Below are 26,308 nucleotides of genomic sequence, written 5' to 3' on the forward strand. Positions count from 1 at the left end.
CGAATACTACGGTTGCGTCGGTCGGGTGCGCTCGCGCCCGAGCGTGTCCGGAACTCGCGACCACCACAGTCCTGCCAGGAGAAGCAGCGCGCCCGTCACGGCGAATGCCGGACCGAACGAGACCTGTTCGACGATCATCCCGGCGACGATCGGGCCGATGACCGCGCCGACATCGGATGCCATCTGGAATGCAGCCAGCACGGGCCCACCGCGCGCCTTCGAGCCGATCACGTCCGCAACCGAGGCCTGCTGGGCGGGGCTCATCAGACCCGATCCGATTCCGGCGATCAGCGACACCACGAGAAACAGCACGGGATCGTGGACGTACCCCATCACGACGGTTCCCAGCCCGCACACCGCCAGCCCACCCACCATGAACGGCTTGCGTCCGCGCACGTCGGACAGGCGGCCTGCACTGGTGAGCACCAGGGCATTTCCCACTGCGAACACGGTCAGCGCGATACCGACGAACACCTCGGATCGCTGCATCGCCTCGACGACGAACAACGGCACCAAGGCCACTCGAACACCGAACACTGCCCACCCGTTGGCGAAATTCGACGCCAACGCAGCCCGATACGACGGGATCCGCAGCGCGGCGAGCAACGACATCGTGGGTGGTGCCGAACCCTTCTCCGGCTTGACGAGGTCGGAGTTGCCCAGGGTGAAGTACACGACGGCCGCCGCGATCACGAGCGCTACGGCATAGATCACGAACGGCACCCGCAGCCCGAATCCGACGAGAGCGCCGCCGACGAGCGGACCGCCGATGGTTCCCAGTAGGAACGCGGTCGCATAGAGGCCGGAGATGCGGCCCCGACTGGTCGCAGGGCTGATCCTGATCAGCAATCCCAGTGCCGACACCGAGAACATCGTCGAGCCGATGCCGCCGAGTCCTCGAAACACCAACAGCTGCCAGTACGTCTGAGCCAGCGCGCAGGCGCCGGTGGACACCGCAACGATGAGCAGTCCGATCAGGTACACGGGCCGCTCGCCGAGCCGCTGCACCAGAGCACCACTGGCGGGCGCGAACAGCAACCGCATGAGAGCGAACGCACTGATGACCGCCGACGCCGCCGTGTATCCGACGCCGAATTCCCGGGCGAACTGCGGCAGAGCGGGCGCGACGATACCGAATCCGAGCGCGATGACGAACGCCGCCGATACCAGTACCCAGATCTCCGGTGGGAGCTTGCCTCCGGGTCTGAATGCGGGCTCGGGAGCCGAACTGTCGTGGTCGGATGGAGGTGAGTCGGTCACGAGCTCTCGAGTGCGGAGGACACCAGCTCACGTGCGGCGGCTTGAACCCGGGCCAGATGGTCCTCGCCCTGGAACGACTCCGCGTAGATCTTGTACACGTCCTCGGTTCCGGACGGGCGCGCAGCGAACCAGGCGCTCTCCGTCGTCACTTTCAGGCCACCGAGGGCCGCTCCGTTGCCGGGAGCCTCGGTCAGCGTTGCCGTGATCGGTTCGCCCGCCAGCTCGGTGGCGGTGATCTGATCGGGCGACAGCTCGGCGAGAACGGCCTTCTGCTCGCGGGTGGCAGGTGCATCGACGCGGGCATACGTCGGATCGCCGAACTTCGCGGTGAACTCGGCGTAGCGCTGCGACGGCGTGGATCCGGTGACAGCGGTGATCTCGGATGCCAGCAAAGCCAGCACGATTCCGTCCTTGTCGGTGGTCCAGACGCGGCCGTTGTGTCGGAGGAACGACGCTCCGGCGCTCTCCTCACCGCCGAATCCGAGCTCGCCTGCGAGCAGACCGGGGACGAACCATTTGAAACCGACCGGCACCTCGAGCAGACGACGGCCGAGACCCGAGACGACCCGGTCGATCATCGACGAGCTCACCAACGTCTTGCCCACTGCCGCCGTGGGCGACCAATCGGGTCGGTGGGTGAACAGGTAGTCGATGGCGACGGCGAGAAAGTGATTGGGGTTGAGCAGGCCACCGTCGGGAGTGACGATGCCGTGTCGATCGGAGTCGGCATCGTTGCCCGTCGAGATGTCGAACCGATCGCGGGCAGCGATGAGCGAGGCCATCGCGTTCGGCGACGAGCAGTCCATCCTGATCTTGCCGTCGGTATCGAGAGTCATGAAACGGAATGTGCCGTCCACCAACGGGTTCACCACGGTCAGGTCGAGATTGTGCCGCTCGGCGATGGCATCCCAGTAATCGACACTCGCTCCACCCAACGGATCTGCTCCGATACGCACTCCGGCCGCGCGGATCGCGTCGAGATCGAGCACGTTCGGTAGGTCGTCCACGTAGGTGCCGAGGAAGTCGTAGCGAGAGACGCTCCCCGCGAACGCCTGGGCCAGGGTCACCCGCTTGATGCCCGAAATGCCATCGCGCAGAAGCTCGTTGGCGCGAGCGGCAATGACCGATGTGGCATCACTGTCGGCCGGACCACCGTGCGGAGGGTTGTACTTGAATCCGCCGTCCCGCGGCGGATTGTGCGAGGGAGTCACCACGATGCCGTCGGCCTTCGCCGACGGTCCGGACTCGTTGTGGCGAAGAATTGCGTGGCTGACGGCGGGGGTGGGCGTGTACCGATCGCCCGAATCGACCAGTACGTCGACACCGTTGGCAGCCAACACTTCCAACGCCGTCGTCCAGGCGGGTTCGGACAGAGCGTGAGTGTCCCGACCGATGAACAGCGGGCCGGTGATGCCCTGTGCGGACCGGTACTCCACGATCGCCTGCGTCGTCGCCACGATGTGCGCCTCGTTGAACGCCGAGTCCAGACTGGACCCTCGATGTCCGGAGGTGCCGAACACCACCTGCTGACTCGGTTCCGACACATCGGGAACCCGCGAGTAGTACGCGGTCACGAGCTGCGAAAGATCCACCAGATCCTCCGGCAGTGCAGTGGTTCCAGCTCTCTCGTGCGCCACGATGCGCCTCCTCGTTGATCGACGAAACCGAACTTCTCGACCAACCCTAGCGCCGCCCCCGCACCCGTGAGCTACTTGCTGTGCTGCTTCGGTGGCCGCGGGAGGAAATAGCTCGTTCGCTGCTGGTATTCGCGATACCCCGGTCGCTTCTCCATGCTGCGCTCGAGCAACCGTGCACCGGTGGCGAACACCAGGAAGTACGTCATCGCGATGGGCGAGAGAAGCGTGAACACCCCGGGCCACGCCGACGCCGAGACGAGGAACAGTCCCCACCAGACCGCCGAGTCGCCGAAGTAGTTGGGGTGCCGCGTCCAGGCCCACAGACCCCGGTCCATGATCCGGCCCTTGTTCGAGGAGTCGGCCTTGAAGGCTTTCAACTGCGCATCGCCCACTGCCTCGAACGTCCATCCGAGAATCCAGACCAGTACTCCGAGCACGACGACCGGCAGAACGGATCCGTGTGCGACAGCGGATACCTGCAGCGGCAGGGACACGAACCACAATGCAACCGCCTGCGTCAGGTAGATCTTCCGCAGGGCGTACAGGGTTTCGTTACCGGGGGCCTTGGCGAGCATCTCGGTGTAGCGCGGATCTTCGCCGTGCCCGCGCGAGCGTCGAAAGACGTGCACGGCAAGGCGAAGCCCCCACACACCGACCAGGACGAGCAGTAGTAAGCGACGCCACAGTTCACCTGTTCCGGTCGCAGCCGAGATCAGGGCGATCAGAACGAATCCGCCGCCCCACGTCACGTCCACGACGTTGTGGCGTCCGATACGCGCGCCGATGAGGGCGGTGACGATCATCAGGACAGCGGTACCGCCGAGGCTCGCCAGCGATACGGTCAGGAAGTCGGACCAGTTCACCGCGGGCACACCCACACCGGTCGAACCGGTTCCATCTCGGACGGTCCGCTCCCGGACCGGACCGCCAGAATCTGATCGACGCCCATCCTGTTGTCCCGGAACGCCATTCCACCGCCGATCAGGTACAGCCGCCACACGCGAGCGACCTCCTCCCCGACCATCGCCACCACGTCGTCGAAGCGTGCCTCGAAGCGCTCGGTCCAGACGTCGACGGTCCGCACGTAATGCTCCCGGAGGGCGTGGACGTCGCGCACCTCCAGTCCGGCCTCCTCGAGCATCGCGACGGTCCGCCCGACCGGGCGCATGTACATGTCCGGCGCGATGAACGATTCGATGAATGCTCCGCCGCCGGGGTTGTCGCCTTCCCTGCGCGACATTTGTTGGATCAGCACGCGGCCGCCGGGCTTGACGTTGGTATGCAGGGCGGCGGTGTAGGTCGGGTAATTGGCCTCCCCCACATGCTCACCCATCTCGATCGACGCCACCGCGTCGAAGGGCCCGTCCGGAATCTCTCGATAATCCTGGATTCGGATCTCGACGCGGTCCTGCAGTCCTCGGTCGGCGATGCGCTTGTCGATGAAGGCCTTCTGCTCGCGGGAGATCGTCACTCCGACGACCTTCGCCCCGTACTCCTGTGCCGCGTGCAGGCTCAGGGATCCCCAGCCGCAACCGACGTCGAGAAAGCGTTGCCCTACGCGCTTGTCGAGGCCGATCTTTCGACATACGAGGTCGAGTTTGTCGCGCTGAGCGTCGTCGAGGGTGTAATCCGGTGAATCGGAGGTCCAGTACGCCGACGAGTACGCCATGTGCGAATCGAGGACCAACTCGTAGAAGTCGTTCGACAGGTCGTAGTGGTGGCTGATCGCAGCGCGGTCGCGGAGCACCGAGTGCAGCCGCCCCTTCACCGAGGCCTGCGACACGGGCGGCGCCAGCGGACGGCCGAACACCCCGAGATCCTTGGCCAGTTTCGCCAACCGTAGTAGCGAGGCCGGCCCCGGACGGATCGCCGAGAGTCGACGCTCACGCACCACACCCCAGACGTGATCGAGAGCCGCGGCGAGATCGCCGTCGACGTCCAACTCGCCGGTGACGTATGCCTGCGCAGCACCGAGTTCACCGGGGCTCCACAGCAATCGCCGAAGAGCGCTCGGACTGCGCAACAGCACCCTCGGTGCCGAGGCATCGCCTGCGACGGATCCGTCCCACGCCTGCAGCCGAACGGGAAGTGGACCACCCACCAGGGGTTCCACCAACTCGGCAATTCGATGCGCAACACCGACTCGTCGATCGGTCCGGTCCACGGAGAGTGTCGAGGTGGTCATCGGTTGTCCCTTCGGTCGAGCACGATCTGTTGAACATCGAGGTACCCGGATCTAAATCCGGCCTCCGAGTAGCACAGGTAGAAGTGCCACATCCGTGCGAACACCTCGTCGAAACCGAGCTGCTCTGCCTCGCTGCGGTATTCGCGGAAACGCCTGTCCCACAGCGCGAGGGTTCGCGCATAGTGATCACCCATGGACAGTCGCTCCCGTACCCGAAGCGAGGTGCTCTGCTCGGTGACCTCTTCGATGGCTCGCACCGACGGCAGGAACCCGCCGGGAAAGATGTACTTGTGTACCCAGGTGTACGTGTTTCGAGTAGCCAGCATTCGGTCGTGCGGCATCGTGATGGCCTGCAGGGCAACTCGCCCACCCGGCGCGAGCAACGAGTCGATGGTCTCGAAATACGTTGCCCAGTACTGATGCCCGACGGCCTCGATCATCTCGACCGACACGATCGCGTCGTACTCGCCGTCGACCAAGCGGTAGTCGAGAAGATCGATCCGGATTCTGTCCGCGTAACCGGCAGCGGCACAGCGCTTACGCGCCAGCTCCTGCTGTTCGGTCGACAGTGTCACCGACCGTACCGTCGCACCACGAGCGGCCGCACGAATGGCCAGCTCGCCCCATCCGGTGCCGATCTCGAGCACTCTGGTTCCCTCTCCGACGCCTGCGCGGTCGAGTAGCCGATCGATCTTGCGGCGCTGAGCGTCGGCGAGCTCCGCACTGTCGTCTCCGCTCCCCGATTCGGCGAACAACGCACTCGAGTAGGTCATCGTCTCGTCGAGGAAGAGCTCGAAGAGATCGTTCGACAAGTCGTAGTGGCGCGAGATGTTCGATCGCGTGTTCTTGGTCGTATTACGCTCGCTCCGTGGGGGTTTCGGGATGTACAGCCCTCGGAGTCGCTGCAGCGACTTGGGAATCAGCGACGCCATTCGCCGGGCGAAGACCTCGAGCACAGCAGTGAGGTCCTCGGCATCCCAGTCACCGGCCATGTATGCCTCACCGAATCCGATGAGTCCGCTGTCCCCGACCCGTGCGGCGAAGTCGTGTGGCCGATGGACGGTCATCAACGGTGCCTCGGCCGAACCGGCACCGATCACCTCGCCGTCGGGCATCGCGACCCGAACCTGCAGGCGTGCCACCGCACGGCGAAAGAGAAAGTCGGCCACGGGTGCGGCCACCGCAACCTTTGCACCACCGGGAACATGGGCGATCTGGGGCCAGACCTGCGGATCGACCAGCGGGCTCGGACCACCGACCGGGTTCGACACCGAATTGGATTTCGACACAGTAGTCATCTGTTGGCCCCTTGCTTCTGGGATTTTCGTGCCCCGGGAGGGGCAGGTTTCTGCACGATCTTCAGCCCCCGCGCCCAGAGCCGAATCCCTTGCCATCGGATCTGTACCACCACTCGTAGCGGCGCAATCGGGATCTCGACTGCAGTGCGAAGAATCGACTGCGTCGTCACTTCTCGTCGACGGCCGTCGACGGTCGCCACGAACGGGGGCTGACCGGCGCGTTCGAGGACGATCGAGAGCCGAAGCGCGGCGTCCGGCTCGGGTAGCAGCATGGAGTATTCGCCGTCGACGTCGTTGAACGGAGAGACGTAGAACTCCTTGGTCGTACGGGCCGCGCCGCGATGATCGGTGTGCACCAGGTACCGGTATCGCTCGCCGTAGGTGTTGTGCACCTCCGCGACGACGCAGCGGAGCTCTCCGTCGTTGTCGTGACACCAGTACACACTCAGTGGGTTGAAGGTGTGACCGAACACCCGTGCGCTCGCCAACATCGTGATCCGTCCGCCGCCGAGATCGATACCGTTCTCCGCCAGGAACGCATCGACGTTCTGGCGAAGAGTGGCGTCGGGGTCACCGAGGTGGTCACGGGAGTCGAACGAGGCCAGTGGTCGCAGTATCCGGGGCAACTCGGGAAGCGCGTCGAGGTCGACGAACCAGCTGTAGCTCCGGTACGAGAACGTGTTTCGAACCGGCGCGCGCCGAACGTGGTCGATTCGAGTGCGATACAGAGCCGCCCCGTGCGCGCGGGTGGCCGGCAGAAGAGACGTCAGAGCCACGTGGCACCCACCCGTTGCGCGGCCCGCGCACCCGAGAGCGCACCGTCCTCGTGAAATCCCCAGCCATGGTAGGCACCGGCGAATGCCACGGTGTCGGTGTCCAATTCGGGAAGTCGACGCTGCGCTGCAACCGATTCCGGGGTGTACTGCGGGTGTTCGTAGGTCATCTCGTCCAGCACCCGACCCGGGTCGATACGATCCGCTCCACCGAGGGTGACCAGCATTCTGCGATCGGTCTCCCCCAGGCGTTGCAACCTGGTCAGGTCGTAGCTGACCAGCACCCGATCGGGTTTGGCCGCGCACGACGGGAGGTGATAGTTCCACGACGCTCGCGCCCTCGTGTTCTTCGGCAGTACCGACGAATCTGTGTGCAGTTGCGTGTGATTGGTCGAGTACGGCATCGCTCCCAGGATGCTGTGCTCGAGCGCAGTCGGTTCTGCGAGCATCTTCAGCGCGGCACCGGGGTGTACCGCGATCACGGCCGCGTCGAACGTACGCAGGTCGTCGCGGGCGTCTCGGATCTGCACGCAGTCCTCGGACCTGTAGACCGCGTGCACGGGGGTATCGAGCAACACCTCGTCGATGTGCCGAGCAACCCGCCGAACGTATTCGATGGATCCACCGGTGACGGTGCGCCAGGTGGGAGAGCCGGTGACGGTGAGCATCCCGTGGTGCCGAAGGAAGGTGAACAGGTAGCGAGCCGGGTACGCGAGAGCAGTGTCCGGATTGCACGACCACACCGCGGACACCAGCGGCGTCATGAAGTGTGCTTCGAAGTACGCCGAGAACGAGTGCTCTGCGAGAAACTGCGCGAGAGTCGTCTCGGACTCCACCGGTTCGGAACTGTCCAGCAGTTCGTTGGCCAGGCGATGAAAACGCTTGACGTCGAGCAGCATCGAGACGAATCGCGGCTTGAACACCGCTGTGCGTTGCGCGAGGATTCCGCGCATGCCCTGGCCGCCCGAGTATTCGAGGCCGCACCCGTCGCACCGCACGGACATGCTCATGTCCGAATCCTGAGTAGGCACCTCGAGCTCGTCGAACAGTCGAAGCAGCGTCGGATACGTCCGGTCGTTGTGCACGATGAACCCGGTGTCGACGCCGACGCGGCCATCGGGTCCGTCCACGTAGTGGGTGTCCGCATGGCCGCCGAGACGGGAGTCCGCCTCGTACAACGTCACCGACGACGTCGACGAGAGCGCGTACGCCGCCGTCAGACCGGCAACACCGCTCCCCACCACCGCGACCCGGCGCCGCGTCACGATTGCCTGCCCATGCAGTCGGCCGGCGCATCGGCAGCGATACCGAGAACGAAGTCGCGCGTTGCCCTGGACCAGACCCGCGGATTGCGCAGCATGAAATGCCCACCCGGCACCGAGAGGTAGCGAGCGTCCACCCCGCGCGCCGCCGCACGTTCGGTCGCCCGGCGGGACGTTCGAGGATCGGTCCACCTGTCGGCAGTTCCGTGCATCACGAGCAGCTTCCTACCCGGTTCGAACGCATCGACCTCCGTGCCCTCCGGCCACCACGGAGCCAGGGCCACGACACCCACGATCTTCTGGGTCGTTCCTGCAGGCTCCACTCCCGGGATGGAAGGATCGTCGACCAGTGCAGCGGCGGTGCGGCCACCCATCGAATGGCCGACGACCACCACGTGAACGTCCGGGTACTCGTCGTGAATTCGGTTCAGCGCCCATCGGGCATCCTCGACCGGAGACCGTTCGGGCGCGTTCCAGCCCCGGAACCGGTACTGCAACTGCTGCACCGATATGCCGCGTGTACGGCCGACGCGCCGAAGCATCCAGGTGAACGTCCACATGCGCAGACCGGCCAGGTGCCACGGCCGACTGCGGGCCCGACTCACGTCTTTCCCGCCGCCGAGGACCAGCACGACCAGTGACGGCGCGCGCACCGGTCTGCCGGTATGCAGAACTGGAGTGGGCTCGTTGCTCATGACCACTATTCGACACCGCGGTCGCTTCGGGTTGGATGAGTTCGACCGAGTCGATTGTGACCTGGCCGACAAAGAAGAAGACCGGACCGAGAGTGTCTCTCGGCCCGGTCTTCGTCGGTGGAGCTGCCGGGAATCGAACCCGGGTCCTCTGCTGCATTGCCAGGGCTTCTCCGTGTGCAGTCCGCTATGCCTCTACTTGGATCTCCCGATCTCGCGAACAAGTCAGGATGACGATCCCAGCCACTGTTTGATGTTCCTCATCATCCCGCGGCCGGATGAATCGGTGAGCCCTCTAGCTGATGCCAGTACCCGGGCCGAGGGCAAGCCCGGACTGACAGACACGCAGTCGCTACTTAGGCAGCGAGTGCGTAGTCGCGCTGATTGGAATCGGCGCTTATAAGGTTGCGATGACGCTTACGGTGGTCTCTCGCCTGCACCGACACGCTTCCCCTGACTCAACATACAAAGTCGAAACCGTTCAGCCCCGTATGTTCCCGAACACCGTGTCCGGGCTGTTCAGTGTAACGCCTCCCCCGGACACATTCATTCCATTAACGGCCGACTCGGCGATCCGCAGAATTCGAGGCAGCGTCGGCGTCGACTCGTTGCACCACCGTGCGCAGCATCCGACGGGCCATCACCAGGCGTACGGGCAGCGAGGCGTACCAGACCGCTCGGCCGGCCAGTCCACGAGGGAAGAACACCAACCGCTGCTCGATCGTCGGCTGCTTCGCAGTTCCCCCGACCGTCAGGTCCAGCCAGGCCTCGCCGGGAAGTCGTGTGGAGGACTTGAGCCGCGTGGTGTGCTCGGTGCCCGACGCGGATGCGTCGGGTCCGGTGACGTCGCGATGCCAGCCGGTGAGAACGTCGGCATCGGCCAATCGTTCGAGTGCAGGCCTGATCGCGGTCGACTGCGCTGCACTGCGGGCGACCCGGGTGTCGGTGTAGACGACCTCGCCTGCCCAGGTCGGATCCGAAGGCAACGGATCCGACGGTGCCGCGGTACCGGTGGCATCTGTCCACCGAGTCTCCACCTCCCCGTCGTCGATCTTGCGCAGCGCCAATCTCACGGAATCGCGGTAGCCGGTCAGGCCGTCCTCCGGGCGCGGGACCACGGCATCGATGTCCATCTCGTGACCGATGGCGTCGTATTGCAGTGATTCGATGAGCGGCATCGCCAGCCCGCGCGGAATGGGAGTCACCAGCCCGATCCAGTGGCCGGCCAGTCGCGGAGTCAACACCGGGAGCACGATGATCCGACGCTGCCGCAGACCCGCAACGTCGGCATAGATGTTCATCATCTCGCCGTACTGCATGACATCGGGACCGCCGATGTCGAACGTCCTGGATTCGGTGATGGGCGCACTCGCGGCCCCGATCAGGTAGTGCAACACGTCCCGCACAGCGATGGGCTGGATGCGATTGTGTACCCACCGCGGTGTGGTCATCACCGGAAGCCGATTGGTGAGGTGCCGGATCATCTCGAACGACGCCGAGCCGGATCCGATCACGACACCGGCCTGCAGAACGATCGTCGGGACTCCCGAGTCGATAAGAATGCGTCCCACCTCGGCACGCGACTTCAGGTGCGGCGAGAGTTCACCGGTCGGCGGATGCAACCCGCCGAGGTAGACGATGCGCCCCACACCGCATTCCGCCGCCACGGCCGCGACGTTCTCGGCGCTGTCGCGTTCGGTGTCGGCGAAATCCGAGTGCCCTGCGGTGCCCATCGAGTGCACCAGGTAGTACATGACGTCGACTCCGCTGAGCGCTTCCTTCAACGATTCCCGATCGCTCAGATCGCCCTGCACGATCTCGACATCGGTCGCCCACGGCACGGAGTCGAGCTTGGCGGGCGTGCGTGCCAGCACGCGGACCGTGTACCCCTCGTCGAGCAGTCGCGGGGCCAGCCGACCGCCCAGATATCCCGTGGCACCGGTGACGAGGACGCGCGGCGACTTCTCGGGCGCGGCGGTGTCGGAGGCAGAGTCGAAAGCTGTCATAACCGGAGTCATTACCCCCGGGCGGTGCGGTTCAACCAGAGAGCGCGATCATCGCGATCGCACCGAGCGCCAACGCCATTCCGATCTTCTGCAACATTCCCACTCGCTCGCCGAGCATCACCATCGCCAGCAGTACCGTCGCCGCCGGATACAGCGACGCGATGACACTGACCAAGGAGAGCAGACCACCCTGATAGGCGTAGATCATCGCCGCGTTGGCGACCACGTCGAGCACGCTGACGAAGGCCGCCAGTTTGAGCACGCTGCCGTGCGGCGGTGCGAAGTGGCCGGAAGCGAGGGCCACGATCCAGACCACCGCGGTCGCGGACGCGCGCGATGCCGCCAGCGGCCACAGCCCGCTGCCGTCGCCGATCCGGTGCAGAAAGATGAACGCGAAAGCGAACGTCACCCCCGAACCGACCGTCAACCAGGCGACCGTTCGGGTGAACTTCATCTCGCGTCCGCCGGCCACCTCGCCGGTCACCTCGTCCGGGGATTCTCTGCTCACCAGCACCACGGCCACCAGTGCTACGGCGATACCGACGAACGCGATGATTCCGGGACGCTCACCCATGGACAGCCCCACCAGGACCGGGATCCCGGCGACCAGGACGGCGGTGACCGGTGAGACCACGGCCATCGGCCCGGCAGCGAGGGCCAGGTAGAACCACCACACCGCAACGCCACCGGCGACGCCCGATGCCAGCCCCCAGAGCATCGCCGGGAGCTCGATCGTGCCGCCGACGAACGGTGCGACGAGCAGCACGATCAACAGCGACAGGGGGTACGACACGATGACCACCCGGAGGGCGGCGACTCGGCGGGATGCGACTCCGCCGACGAAATCGCTCACTCCGTAGCCGACGGCGGCTACCAGGGCGAGCAGTACAGCGGTCAGCGCATTCCCTTCACGCGACGACCGAGCTCGCGAGTGACCTCGCGTTCGGCGGTGCGCTTGGCCAGCGACTGTCTCTTGTCGTAGTCCTGCTTGCCCTTGGCCAGTGCCAGCTCGACCTTGACCTTGCCGTCGGAGAAATACATCGACAACGGCACCAGCGTCAGGTTTCCCTCTTTGACCTTGCTTGCCAGGCGATCGATCTCGCGGCGATGAAGGAGCAGTTTGCGGTTTCGCCGCGGCGCGTGGTTGGTCCAGCTCCCGAGCGTGTATTCGGCGATGTGCAGCCCGCGCAGCCAGATTTCACCGTCGTCGACGGTCGCGAAGGCGTCGACCAGTGAGGCCTTACCGTCGCGCAGACTCTTGACCTCGGTACCGACGAGGGCGACTCCGGCCTCGAGGACGTCGAGTATGGAGTAGTTGTGCCGCGCCTTGCGATTGGTCGCGATGGCCTTGCGGCCCTTCTCTCTCACTGCAGGGCCCTTTCTCGAGCATGCGCCGCGTGGATCGGTTCCACGGGCAACCGCTCCAGCATAGAACCGAACGGCAACCGAATTTATTCGCGCACGTACAACCGCAGCGTGATGTACGCCGTCACCGCAGCCATTCCCACTCCCACCAGCGCGAGGAACGGCGAGACGAGCAGAACGTCACTGTTCGATATTCGGGCCAGAATGTTGGCCTGATACACATCCGACAGAACGTCGTCGATGAACATGTTCTTCGCGGTGAACAGGCCGGCGATCGCGAGCGCCGAGCCGATCAACGCCGCCACCACCGCCTCCAGGAGGAAGGGCAACTGCGTGTACCACCGAGTGGCACCGACCAACCGCATGATGCCCACCTCGGTTCGCCTGGTGAACGCAGCGATCTGAACCATGTTGGCGATCAACAGGATTGCCGCGATCGCCTGCACCGTGGCGATGGCGAAAGCCGCGTTGCGCACGCCGTTGAGCACACTGAACAGACGCTCGACGAGATCGCGCTGATTGAGAACGCTCTGTACGCCCGGTCGATTCTCGAAGTTGTCGTTGATGACCCCGAACCGTTCGGGATCGCTCAGACGCACCTTGAACGACGCGGGAAAGCTGTCGGCACTGACCAGTTCGGCCAACTCCGGCTGATCCTTGAACACGCGTTCGGTGGCGTCCTTCACCGCATCCTCACGATTGAGGTACTGCACCGAGACCACCGACGGAGTGTTCTCGAGATCCGATCGCAGGGTGGCACAGGTCTCCTGCGCACAATCGGCGTCGCTCGCCGAGATGTCGTCGGTGAGGAAGATCTGCACCTCCACCCGATCGAGGAAGATCTGCTGAGTCTTCCCCGCCATCTGGACCACGAGCAGGCCACCGCCGAACAGGCCGAGAGAAATTGCGGTCGTCAAGATCATGGCGATCGTCATGGTGATGTTGCGGCGAAGTCCGGTGAGGACCTCGCTGAAGATGAAACTTGCGCGCATCGCGGAATCCGAGCCCTTCGATTCGTTCGGTCGTGACGTCTGTGCGGTCCTGAGTCGGCGGCGGCGTCAGCGACCGACGCCGTAGACCCCGCGGGCTTCGTCACGAACGACTCGTCCGTTGTCGAGTTCGACGACGCGTCGGCGCATCGAGTCGACGATGTGGTTGTCGTGGGTGGCCATCAGCACCGTGGTTCCGGTGCGGTTGATGCGCTCGAGCAGCAGCATGATGTCCTGGCTGGTGTCCGGATCGAGGTTTCCGGTCGGCTCGTCCGCGAGCAGCACGAGTGGACGATTGACGAACGCGCGAGCGATCGCCACCCGCTGCTGTTCTCCACCGGACAACTCGTTGGGCAGACGATCCGACTTACCGCCGAGTCCCACCAGGTCGAGAACTTCGGGAACGGTGCGCTTGATCATCGAGCGCGGCTTGCCGATCACTTCGAGAGCGAACGCCACGTTCTCCACCACCGTCTTCTGCTGCAATAGGCGGAAGTCCTGGAACACGCAGCCCATGCTCTGCCGCAGCCGGGGGACGCGTCGGGCCGCCAGTCGGTTGACGTGGAAATCGGCGACGTGGATGTCGCCGGAGGTGGGCGTCTCCTCCTTGAGGAGCAGCCGCATGAACGTCGATTTGCCCGAACCGGACGGACCGATCAGGAACACGAACTCACCCTTGTCGATGGAGACCGTCACCTTGTCCAGGGCAGGCCTGGTGGAGGTCTTGTAAGACTTGGAGACATTCGAGGTGCTGATCACGGGTCGCCAGTGTAGTCCTTACCGTCCGGTAACCGCCGGAACCGAGGGAGCACCGCGGCGAGTCCCGAGAGACGGTAAAGGATGCCTCAGCGAGACGACGTCGGCGCAGGCTGGCTGGGTATCAGCGACTGAATCACCGGTGGCAGCGGGACACCGAACGGCGCGGTGGTCGTCGACGGCAGGGTCGTCGTGGTCGCCGGCTGCCCTGATTCGTCGACGCTTCCCGATCCGTCCGGATCGGTGGTGGCGGTCGGAGTGGGTGTGACGGTGGTACTCGAATAGGTCGGTTCCACGGTTTGCGGCTGGATGTAGGGGGTGAGTTCGCCCGGGTCCACGGCAACCGGGCCCTGGATACGTTCACTGTCCCTCTCGGCGATCTCTGCACTGACCTGGCCGTACCACAGACCGGTGAGCACGAAGCAGATCCCGAACGCGACTGTGGACGTGCGGACGCGGCCGTTGATCTTGGCCGGAATGCGCCACTGTCGCCAGTTCCGCTGCGGCCGTTCGGTTCCGGTATCGGGCGTATTCATCGATCCTCCGTCCGATCTGGTCCCGACGCTTCCGGCGCGACCCCGGCCGTACTGACGTCGGGAGCAACGCTGATGCCCTCGGGTCGCAGCGCGGCGGCCACTCGGACTCGAAGTTCTCGTCCTACCTGGAACTGCTTACCCGGCAATGTTCGCGCAACGAGGCGAACGTTGACCTGTCCCACCTCGATGCTCTCCACACCCATCACGGTCGGTTCGTCGAGCAACAGCGGACGCAACCGAGCGTCTGCGAACGCGTCGCGGCCGACCGATCGGAGCAGCGCGTTCACCTGGGTGAGATCGGCGGTACTCGGCACGGGAACGTCGACGACGGCGCGCGCCCAATCCTTCGACAGGTTGATCGCCTTGACGATCTGCCCGTTCGGCACGGTGATGACCTCACCGTCGACGCTGCGGACCCGGGTGACGCGCAGTGTCACGTCCTCGACCGTGCCCTCGGCGTCCTCGGCAGAACCGTTGACGGCGATCTGCACGACGTCACCGAATCCGTACTGACGTTCGGTGATGATGAAGAACCCGGCCAGAATGTCCTGGACCACGCGCTGAGCACCGAAGCCGAGCGCTGCGCCGATGACCGTCGCGGGTGCCACGAGCCCGCCGACGCCGAATCCGAAGCGACGCAGCACTTCGATGGTGACGAGGATGTAGATGAGGGTGACCACGACCCAGGTGATGACCTGGGCCAGCGCGTGCCGATGCTTGGCGGCCTCGGACCGCACGAGCGCATCGCTGTGCTGGTAGTTCTGATCGATTCGGGCAGTGATGCGGGACCCGGTCCAGGTGACGAACCGCGCGGCCAGCATTCCGCCCAGGATGTAGAGCACGATCCCGAGGGCGTTCAGCTTCAGGTCGAGCGTCGGGTTCAGCCAGCTGGTCATCGGAACGACGGAGCGGATCCTGCGCAATGACCGGTCATCTACTGCTCCCCTCGCATTCGCCAACGAATTCCCGATTCCAGGAATCCGTCTATGTCCCCGTCGAGAACTGTAGACGGATTGTTGACTTCGTACTCGGTACGCAGATCCTTGACCATCTGGTACGGGTGCAGAACGTACGAGCGCATCTGGTTACCCCAGGAGCTACCGCCGTCACCCTTGAGCGCATCCATCTCGGCACGCTCTTCCTTGCGCTTGACCTCGAGCAGCTTGGCCTGCAGCACCCGCATGGCCGAGACCTTGTTCTGCAGCTGAGACTTCTCGTTCTGGCAGGTCACCACGATCCCCGTCGGGATGTGCGTCAACCGAACGGCGGAGTCGGTGGTGTTGACCGACTGCCCACCCGGACCGGACGAGCGGTACACGTCCACGCGAATGTCGTTCTCCGGGATCTCGATGTGGTCTGTGGTCTCGACGACCGGAAGCACCTCCACCTCCGCGAACGAGGTCTGGCGACGACCCTGGTTGTCGAACGGGCTGATCCGCACCAGCCGATGCGTCCCCTGTTCCACCGACAACGTGCCGTACGTGTACGGAGCCTTGACCGCGAACGTCGCGCTCTTGATACCGGCCTCTTCGGCGTAGGACGTGTCGTAGACCTCGACGCCGTAGCCGTGCTTCTCGGCCCAGCGGATGTACATACGCATGAGCATCTCGGCCCAGTCGGCCGCGTCGATTCCGCCTGCACCGGAACGGATGTTGACCAGTGCGTCGCGTGCGTCGTACTCACCGGAGAGCAGGGTCCGCACTTCCATGGCTGCGATGTCCTCCCGGAGCGCGGCGCGTTCGGCGTCGGCATCGGCGGTGGCGGATTCGGCTGCCTCGCCTTCTTCACCCTCGGCGAGCTCGTACAGAACCGGCATGTCCTCGAGGCGCTGCCTGAGTTCTTCGACGCGGCGAAGCTCGGCCTGCGCATGGGACAGCTGGCTGGTCACCTGCTGCGCGTGTTCCTGGTCGTTCCACAGGTCGGGCGACGCCGCCTGATGCTCGAGTTCATCGATGCGTCGCCGCAGTTCCTCGACGTCGAGCACCGACTCGACGGTGGACAGAGTGGTGTCGAGCTCGGCCAGGTCTGCAGAAACGTCGGGATGCACGAGAGTCAAGGTTACCGGCACGCGAACCCGAACCCGACCGCCCCCGATTCCCCCGGCCCCCGCGAGCCGAACTGACACCCACGTCGAGGGTTCGAACCGCGCAGATTTCAACTCTCGTCAGGCCATCGGTGGACTGCTAACTTTCGGCTCATCGACACATTCGCATCTCGACATGCCTGCCACCGCCCGGTGCCGGCCACACCCGCAGTACACAGGAGCGTCGCATGACCGTCACCGACCAGTACCTCGAGAACAACAAGGCGTACGCCGCGACGTTCGACGGTCCCCTGCCGTTGCCGCCGTCGAAGCACGTGGCAGTGGTGGCGTGCATGGACGCCCGACTCGACGTCTACCGCATCCTTGGTCTCCACGACGGCGAAGCACACGTGATCCGCAATGCGGGCGGTGTCATCACCGACGACGAGATTCGCTCACTGGCCATCAGTCAGCGTCTACTCGGCACGAAAGAGATCATCCTGATCCATCACACCGACTGCGGCATGCTCACCTTCACCGACGACGAGTTCAAGAAAGACCTACAGGACGAGACGGGCATCAAGCCACACTGGGCTGCCGAGTCGTTCACCGACTTGGACCGCGATGTTCGCCAGTCGCTCGCCCGCATCGAGCAGAGCCCGTTCGTCACGAAGCACGAATCCGTTCGAGGCTTCGTCTTCGACGTCGCAACCGGAAAGCTGAACGAAGTCACCGAATAGGCCCGACCACCCATGTCGCCGCGTACGAGCAGCCCGTGCGCGGCGATAGTCTTCTCCGGTGACCGATTACTCCTCCGATCTCGCTCTCGCCCTCACTCTCGCCGACGAGGCGGACGCCATCACACGCCGACGGTTTCTCGCCATGGACCTGTCGGTCGATTCCAAGCCGGATCTCACCCCGGTGTCCGACGCGGATCTGGCTGTCGAGACGGCAATCCGCAACTCGCTGGGTGCGCAGCGCCCCACCGACGCATTGCTGGGCGAGGAGTTCGGCGGTACTGCAACCTTCAGCGGCCGCCAGTGGGTGGTGGATCCCATCGACGGCACCAAGAACTTCGTCCGCGGCGTGCCCGTCTGGGCGACCCTCATCGCCCTGCTCGACGACGGCGTACCGCGAGTCGGAGTCGTCAGTGCACCTGCCTTGAACCGACGCTGGTGGGCCGCACTCGATCAGGGGGCCTGGACGGCGTCGGACGGCGGTACCCCGCGCCGGATCGAGGTCTCGAAGGTCGATTCGTTGGCGTCGTCGAGTCTGAGCTTCTCCAGCCTGTCCGGCTGGGCCGACCTCGGCACCCGAGATCGGTTCCTCGATCTGACCGACGCCGTGTGGCGGGTACGCGGCTACGGCGACTTCTTCTCGTACTGCCTCGTGGCCGAGGGGGCAGTCGACATCGCCGCCGAACCCGAGGTCTCGCTGTGGGACCTGGCCGCGCTCGATGTCCTGGTGCGCGAGGCAGGCGGCGAGTTCACCGCGCTCGACGGCACCGCGGGCCCACACGGTGGCAGTGCCGTGGCCACCAACGGCCTACTGCAGCACGCGGTCCTCGAGCACCTGTCCCCTCGGGCCTGACATTCGCCTAGAGAACTGCAGCCACAACCAGCGCGATCAGCGGTGTGATGCCCTGAACGAACGCCGCTCGAAAGTACTTCGCGCCACCGGTCGCGAGCACGAGTGCCGCGCCGACGATGCTCGCGCAGGCGAAGTACACGATGGCGTCGCCCGCTGAGCCGCCCACGACGAGGCCGACCACGATGCCGATGGCCAAGAACAGGTTGTAGAAGCCCTGGTTGAAGGCCATCGGTTTGACGACGTCGGCGTCGTGCTGACTGGCGACGCCGAAACGCGACCATACTGCGGGCCTGGACCAGGCCACGCTCTCCATGACGAAGATGACGACGTGGAGGGCCGCGGCGAGGCCTGCGAAAACCTGGGCGATCGGATGCACCGGATCAGCGTGCCACATCCAGCCCGGCCTGGCGTGATGCACTCGGCAACCACTCGGCTCGGTGCGTGAACTTACTCGATAGTAGACAGCTATCTTACTCGGGAGTAAGATCTGTGGAGTCCGTGACCGACGCCGAGGAACTGGTGATCATGAGCAAGCAAGACAGTGTGGTCGACGCGAAGGCCCCCAAGGTGCCCCGCGATACTTCTGCGGTTGGCCTCAACCCGTTCAAGAGGGATGCGATCGGAACCGCGATGCGCGTTCTGACCGCCATCACCGGATCCGAACTGGCGGAGAAGTACAACCTTCGTCAGACGATCGACCGGGTGACGTACGAGAGCACCAAGACCGGGTTCAAGACGCTCGGCGCGGCAAATCGCACGTTCGCCAAGGTCACCGGTGGCGGTAAGCCCAAGCGTCTCGACGACGGTGCCGCCAAGAACCTGAGCTACTTCGACCTGACGCCCGACGACGAGCAGCGCATGATCGTCGAGACGGTCAAGGAGTTCGCCGAGGAAATCCTCCGGCCTGCCGCATTCGATGCGGACCACAACGCGTCCTCGCCCGAGGACCTCGTGCGTCGCTCCGCCGAACTCGGCATCACCCTCATCAACGTTCCCGAGGAGCTCGACGGCGCTGCCACCGAGCGCGGGGCCGTCACCAACTCGCTCGTTGCCGAGGCGCTGGCGCACGGCGACATGGGCCTGGCCCTGCCCATCCTCGCCCCCTCCGGCGTCGCCGTCGCGCTGACCCAATGGGGAACGGACGCACAGCAGAAGACCTACCTGCCCGCGTTCGTGGGCGAGAAGGTTCCGAACGCTGCGGTGGTCGTCAACGAGCCCCGCGCGCTCTTCGATCCGTATGCGTTGCAGACCAAGGCCGTTCGCTCCCCCAGCGGTTACAAGCTCAACGGCGTCAAGAGCCTGGTGCCTGCTGCAGGCAGCTCCGAGCTGTTCGTCATCGCCGCAGAACTCGAAGGCCGCCCGGCATTCTTCATCGTCGAGTCCGACTCGAAGGGTCTCGTCGTCGAGGCCGATCCGAGCATGGGACTGCGTGCTGCCGGTCTCGGTCGCCTGATCCTGACCGACGTCGCAGTTCCCGAGTCGGCATTGCTCGGTGACGGTGACGCGGACCAGCGGGCCGCCGAGTACAGCGCTGCCATCGGTCTCGCACGACTGGGCTGGGCGTCGCTGGCCGTCGGTACGAGCCAGGCCGTGCTGGACTACGTCGTCCCCTACGTGAACGAGCGTGTGGCCTTCGGCGAGCCGATCAGCAACCGCCAGGCCGTGGCCTTCATGGTCGCCAACATCGCCATCGAGCTCGACGGCATGCGGTTGGTGACGCTGCGCGGCGCTTCGCGGGCCGAGCAGGGACTGTCGTTCGCCCGCGAATCGGCGCTCGCGCGTCGACTCGCCTCCGAGAAGGGTATGCAGATCGGTTCCGATGGCGTTCAGTTGCTCGGCGGTCACGGCTTCACCAAGGAGCACCCGGTGGAGCGTTGGTACCGCGATCTGCGATCCGTCGGCGTCGCCGAAGGCATCGTTCTCATTTAGCCGTCCGCCCCCGAATTCCATGGCACTCACCCAAGGACACACACCATGATCAATCTTGAACTTCCCAAGAAGCTTCGGGCGCAGGCGAATCAGGCTCACCAGGTCGCTGCCGAGATCTTCCGCCCGATTTCCCGCAAGTACGACCTCGCCGAGCACGAGTACCCGGTCGAGCTCGACACCATGGCGTCGATGGTCGAAGGCATGTCCGACGCCGGTGGCGAAATCGGCGGAGCCGCCGGTGGCCGCGAGAAGGACAGCGAGTCGGCCAAGCCCAGCAAGACCGCGAACGCCAACGGCGGCAACATGTCTGCCCTGGTGAACGTGATCGAGACCTGCTGGGGCGACGTCGGCCTGACGCTGTCGATCCCCTACCAGGGCCTGGGCAACTCGGCCATCGCAGCGGTGTCCACCGACGAGCAGCTCGAGCGCTTCGGCAAGGTGTGGGCCTCGATGGCCATCACCGAGCCCAGCTTCGGCTCGGACTCCGCAGCGGTGACCACCACCGCCGTCCTCGACGGTGACGAGTGGGTACTCAACGGCGAGAAAATCTACGTCACCGCCGGTGAGCGTTCCACCCACATCGTCGTATGGGCGACGGTCGACAAGTCGCTCGGCCGCGCGGCCATCAAGTCGTTCGTCGTTCCGCGTGACGCACCGGGCCTGTCGGTTGCACGTCTCGAGCACAAGTTGGGCATCAAGGCGTCCGACACCGCTGCGCTGCTGCTCGAGGATTGCCGCATCCCGAAGGACAATTTGCTCGGCACCGCCGAGGTGAACGTCGAAAAGGGCTTCGCAGGCGTCATGCAGACCTTCGACAACACCCGCCCCCTGGTGGCCGGTATGGCCATCGGTGTGGCGCGGGCGGCACTCGAAGAGCTGCGATCGATCCTGGTCGATGCCGGAGTCGACATCTCGTACGAGACACCCGCCTACAACCAGCACGCGGCGGCCGCAGAGTTCCTCCGCCTCGAAGCGGACTGGGAAGCAGCACATCTGCTCGCGCTGCGAGCAGCGTGGATGGCCGACAACAAGGAGCCCAACTCGCTGCAGGCATCGATGTCGAAGGCCAAGGCGGGCCGCTCGGCAGTCGACATCACCCTCAAGGCAGTGGAACTCGCCGGTACCTACGGCTACTCCGAGCGTCCGCTGCTCGAGAAGTGGAGCCGCGACTCCAAGATTCTCGACATCTTCGAGGGAACTCAGCAGATCCAGCAGCTGATCGTTGCTCGTCGAGTACTCGGGAAGTCGTCCGCAGAACTGAAGTGATACCTGGCTCGTCGTCGAGCCGAGATGTCGCCGCGAAACGGCATCGGACCCGCGTCCGATGCCGTTTTTCGTGCGTCGGAAAGAAAAATTCCGGGACGGTGTCGATATCGTGGTCTGCCGGACGTCGTCATCGTGAACGGCGACTCGCGCCGCGACAACGAGGTACCGAACCCAGGAGCGCACCATGAAGTACATCCTCTTGATCAACGCCGACACCACGCCCGGAGCAGCACCGGGCTGCAGCAGTGTCGAGGACTGGATGACCTACGAGAAAGAGATGAAGGAAGCCGGCGTCTTCGTCTCCGGGTACGCCATGGCCGATCTGACGACCGCCACCGCGGTGCGCGTCGACCCGCGCACCGAGGAACGGACCGTCACCGACGGCCCGTACGCCGAGTCGCACGAGGTTCTCGGCGGCTACGACGTGATCGACGTCCCCGACCTGGACGCGGCACTCGAGTGGGCGGCCCGATGCCCGGGCTCCAAGGACGGCGGCGCGGTGATCGTGCGGCCCCTTGCAGAATTCTGACCGGCGCAGTCCCGCCATGCAGGATTCCTCGGTGAACGAGTCGGGGGTTCATCGAGCGCTCGAATCGGTCTTCCGAGCCGAGCGCTCGATTCTGCTCGCCTCGTTGGTACAGCGGTACCGCGACCTCGACCTCGCCGAGGAAGTGACCTCGGACGCCATCGAGTCGGCCCTCAAACACTGGCCGGTCGATGGCGTCCCGTCACGGCCGGGGGCGTGGCTACTCACCACTGCCCGCCGGAAGGCGGTCGATCGGCTGCGCCGCGATCAGAGCCTGGCCGCCAAGGTCGGAGTGTTGCAGGCGGATACGGATCGCAGCGAACCGAGCAGCCCGAATTCGCTCGACGATGCTCTGCCCGACGACCGGCTGCAGTTGTTCTTCACGTGTGCACACCCGGCGCTTGCGGCCGGTGACCGACTCGCGTTGACGCTTCGATGCCTGGCCGGTCTCGGTACCGGCGAGGTGGCCCGTGCGCTGCTCATCCCTCCGGCCACGGCGGCGCAGCGAATTGTGCGGGCCAAGAGGAAGATTCGGGCCGCACGGATTCCGTTTCGCCTCCCGGGCCCGGACGAGCTGGCAGGCAGGGTGCCGATGGTGCTCGAGGTGGTCTATTCGATCTTCACCGAGGGCTATTCGGCGACCTCGGGTGAGAGTGTCGGGCGAGTCGATCTCGTCTCCGAAGCCATCGGTATGGGACGACTTCTCCACACCGCACTGCCGACCGAGCCCGAGGTGGCAGGCCTGCTGGCGTTGATGCTGCTCATCGACGCCAGACGCGACGCTCGCACCGACTCGGATGGTGACATCGTGCTGTTGGCAGATCAGGACCGTGGACTCTGGAACGCCGAGATCATCGCCGAAGGGACGGAACTCGTGGTCGAGGCCCTCAGCGGCGGCCGGGGCGGTCCGTACGCCGTGCAGGCGGCCATCGCTGCGCTGCATGCAGAATCACCCGACACCGACAACACGGACTGGCCCCAGATCGTTGCGCTGTACGACGTGCTGATGACACGGACACCGAATGCGATCGTCGCGATGAACAGGGCTGTCGCACTGGCGATGCGCGACGGTCCAGAGCCCGGTCTGCGAGAGCTCGACCGGCTTGCCGACGAGGCGTCGTTGCGCCGATATCATCCGTATCCCATGGCGAGAGCCGATCTGCTGCAACGACTCGACAGGTTCGAGGAGGCGGCGGTGCAGTATCGCCGTGCGTTGGATTTCGCCCGAACCACACCGGAGAAGCGCCTGCTCCGACGTCGGCTCACGGAAGTGAGCACCTGCCGCGGTCAGGCCGACAGAACCGCGTCCACCTGATCTGCCGTCAACGCACGGTCCGCGTACACCACGCGAATTGCGTCGACATCCGGATTGCCGACGTCGGGTCCGCGGGTGATCAACTCCAGGCCTGCGCGTTCGGCCACCCGCGCCGACGCGACATTGTGTTCGAGCAGGTATGCCACGATCGGCAGTTCGGGCTCGGTTCGGTGCGCGCACTCGACTGCGATCTCACACATCTCCGCGGCATACCCGTTGCCCTGCGCGTCGGGATGGAGGCGATAGCCGAGATTCCAGAAGGCGTTGCGGCGCTTCGAACATCCGCCGTAGCCACTGACCGTGCGGCTGCCGCGCTCACGAATGATCCAGGTGGACAATCCATCCCGCCGCCACTGCTCCGACCAGCCCTGCACCATTCGTTCGGTCACGCCGGGATCGGTGTGCCGCAGGCTCGGAAAATGGGTCCACGACTGCGGGTCGCTGCAGATCGCGTACAACTCATCGAGATCGGCGACGGCCGGCTCGTCGAGGTCGAGACGCGAGGTTCGTGTTCGCACACGCCGGATCCTACGGGGAGGAAATCTGGTAGACCGGTGGTACGGAATCGAGTGAAGGGTGTGACCGTCATGGCCGAGTGGGTCAAGAAGATCGAAGAGAACGCGAAGGGTCTCATCGCCGAGGCCGAACAGGAGTTGACTGCACTCGAGGGCGTGGACACGGTCGACCTCACCGCCGACGCCTCCGAGGACGGCGAGGATTCCGACACGGTCACCAGTGACGATGCCCGCGAGCAGGTTTCGGACTGAACCGACGGTACCCAGTCGTCACGGCCGGACCACGACGACACACGATCGGTCGGTGGACGTCGATCGGAATCATCTGTCGCGCACCAGGTCTCGACTCGACGACGGCCGTGCCCGACGCGGGATGTCCACCGTCGCGGCACTGTCCGAAATGCTCGAACACACCGACCGGTAGCCGGGATCAGTCGAACACGGACCAACAGATGCTGTTTCTTCTCTTCTGGTCTTCCAACACCAGCCGGCGCACGCTGTTCGGAATCCGGTCACGCTGCCACTCGAGCTCTTTCCTGCCTGCACTCGTCTCTCGGCCTGCAGGTGCCGCCGCCCGCGCTGCCTTGATGGCGTAGGCGGCTGCTCCGAGGTCGTGTTCGGGTACGTGAGCCACGCAGGCTGCCTGGCCCGCGGCGTACGCGGCGAAGCGAGAGCAACCGACGAGCGGCCGTGCTGCTCCTATGGCGTGGCCGCCGAGGGCGCGGGTGGCCATCATCGCGAGTTCGCCGCGCACCCACGCACGGGTGGCCTCGATCGCCTCGCGTGGTCGCGGGTCGACGGGTCGGACCGTCTCGAACAAGTGGAGGACGTGTTCCGCACACTCGGCCGCCCAGAGCGCGAGGCTCCGATGGTCGTCTTCGGACAGAAGTCCGCCGCGCTGCACGGTGATGAGGCGAGGGTCTCGGACGGCGGGAAGAATCACACGAGTCGTCCTTTCGACGGTATCGCGTTCGCCCTCGGGCCGAACGGGCCGTTCCTGCATATACGAGAATACGAAAAAGACCCAGGACATATGTCCTGGGTCTTCGTCAGTGGTAGCGGGGACAGGATTTGAACCTGCGACCTCTGGGTTATGAGCCCAGCGAGCTACCGAGCTGCTCCACCCCGCGTTGCAACTACGAAGTTACTACCGTGCGTACGGCCAATGCAAATCACGTGACTTCCGAGCGCTGTCACCCACTCGACCAAGTGCACCGCGGCAGGTTGTGGCTCGCGCTTATCACGGTTCAGGCGGCTCGAAATAGTGCTCCGCGTCTCTTTTCATGCGTGTTTCGAGTCACATAACGGTCGGGTTACGAAGTAGAAACAATAGCGCCACGACCAGGCCTGAGCTGCCGAAATACCCCCTCGAGTCCCAGTATGTGGACAACCACGGTCCCATTCCGGCTCAGTGACGGTGAGCAGATCCTCGACTACCTTCACGGGCGGCCCTAAACCGCTGGGCCTGCACCACCCCGCCGCTTCCTTCGCTCTGCCCCGCGGGTGTGGTCCCCAATACGTACGGGGGCAGAGCCGCGACGATACGAAGTGCCTGGTCACGAACGCCGTACATCCCGGCGAGGTGATTGCAGGCCAGTCGCGCCAGTCGAGCGCGGAGAGGATTCACCCCGCATGACCACACAGAACAATTTCGGCAAGCGCGCTCTCGGATTGGTCGCCATCGCAGGCGCCGCCGTAGCAATCCCCCTCGGCGTTTCAGCCGGAACCGCCAACGCAGCCTCGAACAACTGGGACGCAGTCGCACAGTGCGAGAGCGGTGGCAACTGGAGCATCAACACCGGAAACGGCTACTACGGTGGCCTGCAGTTCTCGCAGAGCACCTGGACGGCCAACGGCGGAACCGGATCGCCGGCCAACGCATCCAAGGCCGAGCAGATCCGCGTCGCGGAGAACACCCTGCAGAGTCAGGGACCGGGCGCATGGCCCGTGTGCGGTCAGCAGCTGACCAAGGGTGCCTCCACTCCCGAGCCCGAGGCAGCTCCCGCACCGGCACCGCAGCCGGCTCCGGCACCGGCACCGGCACCGGTCGTGGCCCCCGAGGCCGCAGCAGCCACGCAGGCTGCACAGGGCGTGTTCGACGCGGCGTCCAAGCTCGCCGACCAGTACGGCCTGAGCACTCAGTTCCAGCACCTCGTTGCAGCGAACGCCCCGGTGCTCGCGCCCATCGGACGCTGATCACCCGGCAGTTCGTCGAACTGCCTCTCACGTTGCCTCGTATCTCACGCGCGAGCAGGTGACGAACGACGAAAGGGCCGCCTCACCATTGGCGGATTCTAGGGGTCCTCGCAACACCTGATGGTCAGATGCCTGTCAGTAGATCACGTAAACGCTCGGCTGGAGTTTTCCAGCCGAGCGTTTTGCGTG

General features: G+C 65.0%; 27 protein-coding genes, 1 tRNA gene and 1 other RNA gene. 8 read left to right on the plus strand and 21 right to left on the minus strand.

Translation table 11 applies throughout. The annotated features are described in order from the left end of the window. Window positions 1–6: 6 nt before the first annotated feature. The 17 genes from CH276_RS03210 to prfB all read right to left on the minus strand — a co-directional run bounded on the left by CH276_RS03210 (window position 7) and on the right by prfB (window position 16,806). Entirely contained in the window at window positions 7–1,260 is a 1,254-nt protein-coding gene (locus CH276_RS03210) for an MFS transporter (protein WP_371828391.1), read from the minus strand. Then, window positions 1,257–2,897, minus strand: coding sequence for a phosphoglucomutase (alpha-D-glucose-1,6-bisphosphate-dependent) (pgm, locus tag CH276_RS03215; protein WP_032397709.1), 1,641 nt, complete (start codon window positions 2,895–2,897; stop codon window positions 1,257–1,259). The genes CH276_RS03210 and pgm overlap by 4 nt, the downstream gene beginning before the upstream one ends. Window positions 2,898–2,968: 71 nt before the next feature. Further along, window positions 2,969–3,769: a DUF1295 domain-containing protein gene (locus tag CH276_RS03220; protein ID WP_094629879.1), complete on the minus strand. Its 801-nt coding sequence runs from the start codon at window positions 3,767–3,769 to the stop codon at window positions 2,969–2,971. Further along, window positions 3,757–5,082, minus strand: a complete 1,326-nt coding sequence (locus CH276_RS03225) for an SAM-dependent methyltransferase (RefSeq protein ID WP_094629862.1) — start codon at window positions 5,080–5,082, stop codon at window positions 3,757–3,759. The genes CH276_RS03220 and CH276_RS03225 overlap by 13 nt, the downstream gene beginning before the upstream one ends. Beyond that, entirely contained in the window at window positions 5,079–6,380 is a 1,302-nt protein-coding gene (locus tag CH276_RS03230; protein WP_176459087.1) for an SAM-dependent methyltransferase, read from the minus strand. The genes CH276_RS03225 and CH276_RS03230 overlap by 4 nt, the downstream gene beginning before the upstream one ends. Next, window positions 6,377–7,156 (minus strand): DUF1365 domain-containing protein, encoded by a 780-nt coding sequence (locus CH276_RS03235; RefSeq protein WP_094629863.1) that lies wholly within the window; start codon window positions 7,154–7,156, stop codon window positions 6,377–6,379. The genes CH276_RS03230 and CH276_RS03235 overlap by 4 nt, the downstream gene beginning before the upstream one ends. Beyond that, window positions 7,147–8,436, minus strand: coding sequence for an NAD(P)/FAD-dependent oxidoreductase (locus CH276_RS03240; RefSeq protein WP_373453539.1), 1,290 nt, complete (start codon window positions 8,434–8,436; stop codon window positions 7,147–7,149). Before CH276_RS03240 ends, CH276_RS03235 begins: the two co-directional genes overlap by 10 nt. Continuing rightward, complete coding sequence (locus CH276_RS03245; protein ID WP_254924072.1) at window positions 8,415–9,110, minus strand: alpha/beta hydrolase family protein; 696 nt, start codon at window positions 9,108–9,110, stop codon at window positions 8,415–8,417. The genes CH276_RS03240 and CH276_RS03245 overlap by 22 nt, the downstream gene beginning before the upstream one ends. Window positions 9,111–9,225: 115 nt before the next feature. Further along, window positions 9,226–9,596: a transfer-messenger RNA gene (gene ssrA, locus CH276_RS03250) on the minus strand. 65 nt (window positions 9,597–9,661) lie between these two features. After that, the gene (locus CH276_RS03255) at window positions 9,662–11,113 is read right to left on the minus strand and encodes an SDR family NAD(P)-dependent oxidoreductase (protein WP_254924073.1); all 1,452 of its coding nucleotides are present in this window, start codon (window positions 11,111–11,113) and stop codon (window positions 9,662–9,664) included. Between the two features lie 31 nt (window positions 11,114–11,144). Next, entirely contained in the window at window positions 11,145–11,999 is an 855-nt protein-coding gene (locus tag CH276_RS03260) for a DMT family transporter (RefSeq protein WP_094629867.1), read from the minus strand. An 8-nt stretch (window positions 12,000–12,007) separates the two neighbouring features. Continuing rightward, window positions 12,008–12,481: an SsrA-binding protein SmpB gene (gene smpB, locus CH276_RS03265; protein ID WP_032397704.1), complete on the minus strand. Its 474-nt coding sequence runs from the start codon at window positions 12,479–12,481 to the stop codon at window positions 12,008–12,010. Window positions 12,482–12,564: 83 nt separating this feature from the next. Further along, on the minus strand, window positions 12,565–13,470 hold the full coding sequence (gene ftsX, locus CH276_RS03270; protein WP_094629868.1) for a permease-like cell division protein FtsX: 906 nt from the start codon (window positions 13,468–13,470) through the stop codon (window positions 12,565–12,567). A gap of 66 nt (window positions 13,471–13,536) precedes the next feature. After that, window positions 13,537–14,226 carry a cell division ATP-binding protein FtsE gene (ftsE, locus tag CH276_RS03275; RefSeq protein ID WP_027496574.1) on the minus strand — a complete coding sequence of 230 codons (690 nt, stop codon included), beginning with the start codon at window positions 14,224–14,226 and terminating at the stop codon, window positions 13,537–13,539. 86 nt (window positions 14,227–14,312) lie between these two features. Then, complete coding sequence (locus tag CH276_RS03280; RefSeq protein ID WP_094629869.1) at window positions 14,313–14,759, minus strand: hypothetical protein; 447 nt, start codon at window positions 14,757–14,759, stop codon at window positions 14,313–14,315. Next, window positions 14,756–15,655 (minus strand): mechanosensitive ion channel family protein, encoded by a 900-nt coding sequence (locus CH276_RS03285; protein ID WP_094629870.1) that lies wholly within the window; start codon window positions 15,653–15,655, stop codon window positions 14,756–14,758. The genes CH276_RS03280 and CH276_RS03285 overlap by 4 nt, the downstream gene beginning before the upstream one ends. 38 nt (window positions 15,656–15,693) lie before the next feature. Further along, window positions 15,694–16,806: a peptide chain release factor 2 gene (prfB, locus tag CH276_RS03290; protein WP_032398321.1), complete on the minus strand. Its 1,113-nt coding sequence runs from the start codon at window positions 16,804–16,806 to the stop codon at window positions 15,694–15,696. 224 nt (window positions 16,807–17,030) lie between these two features. On the opposite strand from prfB, the gene CH276_RS03295 reads away from it, so the two are divergent. Both CH276_RS03295 and hisN read left to right on the plus strand, forming a co-directional pair. Further along, on the plus strand, window positions 17,031–17,522 hold the full coding sequence (locus tag CH276_RS03295; protein WP_094629871.1) for a beta-class carbonic anhydrase: 492 nt from the start codon (window positions 17,031–17,033) through the stop codon (window positions 17,520–17,522). Between the two features lie 58 nt (window positions 17,523–17,580). Beyond that, a complete protein-coding gene (gene hisN, locus CH276_RS03300) occupies window positions 17,581–18,372 on the plus strand; it encodes a histidinol-phosphatase (protein WP_094629872.1) in 792 nt (263 codons plus the stop codon). Between the two features lie 7 nt (window positions 18,373–18,379). Here hisN and CH276_RS03305 read toward each other — a convergent pair whose 3' ends face one another. Continuing rightward, on the minus strand, window positions 18,380–18,748 hold the full coding sequence (locus CH276_RS03305; protein WP_032398320.1) for a DUF1304 domain-containing protein: 369 nt from the start codon (window positions 18,746–18,748) through the stop codon (window positions 18,380–18,382). Between the two features lie 143 nt (window positions 18,749–18,891). Here CH276_RS03305 and CH276_RS03310 point away from each other — a divergent pair, with 143 nt between their 5' ends. From CH276_RS03310 to CH276_RS03325, 4 genes are all read left to right on the plus strand, one after another. Beyond that, window positions 18,892–20,301: an acyl-CoA dehydrogenase family protein gene (locus tag CH276_RS03310; protein WP_094629880.1), complete on the plus strand. Its 1,410-nt coding sequence runs from the start codon at window positions 18,892–18,894 to the stop codon at window positions 20,299–20,301. Between the two features lie 45 nt (window positions 20,302–20,346). Beyond that, entirely contained in the window at window positions 20,347–21,567 is a 1,221-nt protein-coding gene (locus CH276_RS03315; RefSeq protein ID WP_032397698.1) for an acyl-CoA dehydrogenase family protein, read from the plus strand. A 184-nt stretch (window positions 21,568–21,751) separates the two neighbouring features. Next, window positions 21,752–22,096, plus strand: a complete 345-nt coding sequence (locus CH276_RS03320; RefSeq protein ID WP_045195714.1) for a YciI family protein — start codon at window positions 21,752–21,754, stop codon at window positions 22,094–22,096. A 16-nt stretch (window positions 22,097–22,112) separates the two neighbouring features. Continuing rightward, window positions 22,113–23,408 carry an RNA polymerase sigma factor gene (locus CH276_RS03325; protein WP_094629873.1) on the plus strand — a complete coding sequence of 432 codons (1,296 nt, stop codon included), beginning with the start codon at window positions 22,113–22,115 and terminating at the stop codon, window positions 23,406–23,408. Here CH276_RS03325 and CH276_RS03330 read toward each other — a convergent pair. Continuing rightward, window positions 23,381–23,926 (minus strand): GNAT family N-acetyltransferase, encoded by a 546-nt coding sequence (locus CH276_RS03330; RefSeq protein WP_094629874.1) that lies wholly within the window; start codon window positions 23,924–23,926, stop codon window positions 23,381–23,383. The two genes, CH276_RS03325 and CH276_RS03330, sit on opposite strands and share 28 nt — an antisense overlap. 51 nt (window positions 23,927–23,977) lie before the next feature. Here CH276_RS03330 and CH276_RS03335 point away from each other — a divergent pair, with 51 nt between their 5' ends. Further along, window positions 23,978–24,175: a hypothetical protein gene (locus tag CH276_RS03335; protein ID WP_235387136.1), complete on the plus strand. Its 198-nt coding sequence runs from the start codon at window positions 23,978–23,980 to the stop codon at window positions 24,173–24,175. Window positions 24,176–24,353: 178 nt separating this feature from the next. Here the strand turns inward: CH276_RS03335 and CH276_RS03340 are convergent, their stop codons facing one another. After that, on the minus strand, window positions 24,354–24,866 hold the full coding sequence (locus CH276_RS03340; protein ID WP_141214658.1) for a putative immunity protein: 513 nt from the start codon (window positions 24,864–24,866) through the stop codon (window positions 24,354–24,356). 110 nt (window positions 24,867–24,976) lie between these two features. Next, window positions 24,977–25,053, minus strand: a tRNA-Met gene (locus tag CH276_RS03345). A gap of 502 nt (window positions 25,054–25,555) precedes the next feature. Here CH276_RS03345 and CH276_RS03350 point away from each other — a divergent pair. Then, a complete protein-coding gene (locus CH276_RS03350) occupies window positions 25,556–26,119 on the plus strand; it encodes a transglycosylase family protein (RefSeq protein ID WP_032397693.1) in 564 nt (187 codons plus the stop codon). Window positions 26,120–26,308 lie beyond the last annotated feature (189 nt).

Origin of the sequence: Rhodococcus sp. 06-470-2, assembly GCF_002258235.1 — a bacterium.
Classification (GTDB): Bacteria; Actinomycetota; Actinomycetes; order Mycobacteriales; family Mycobacteriaceae; genus Rhodococcoides.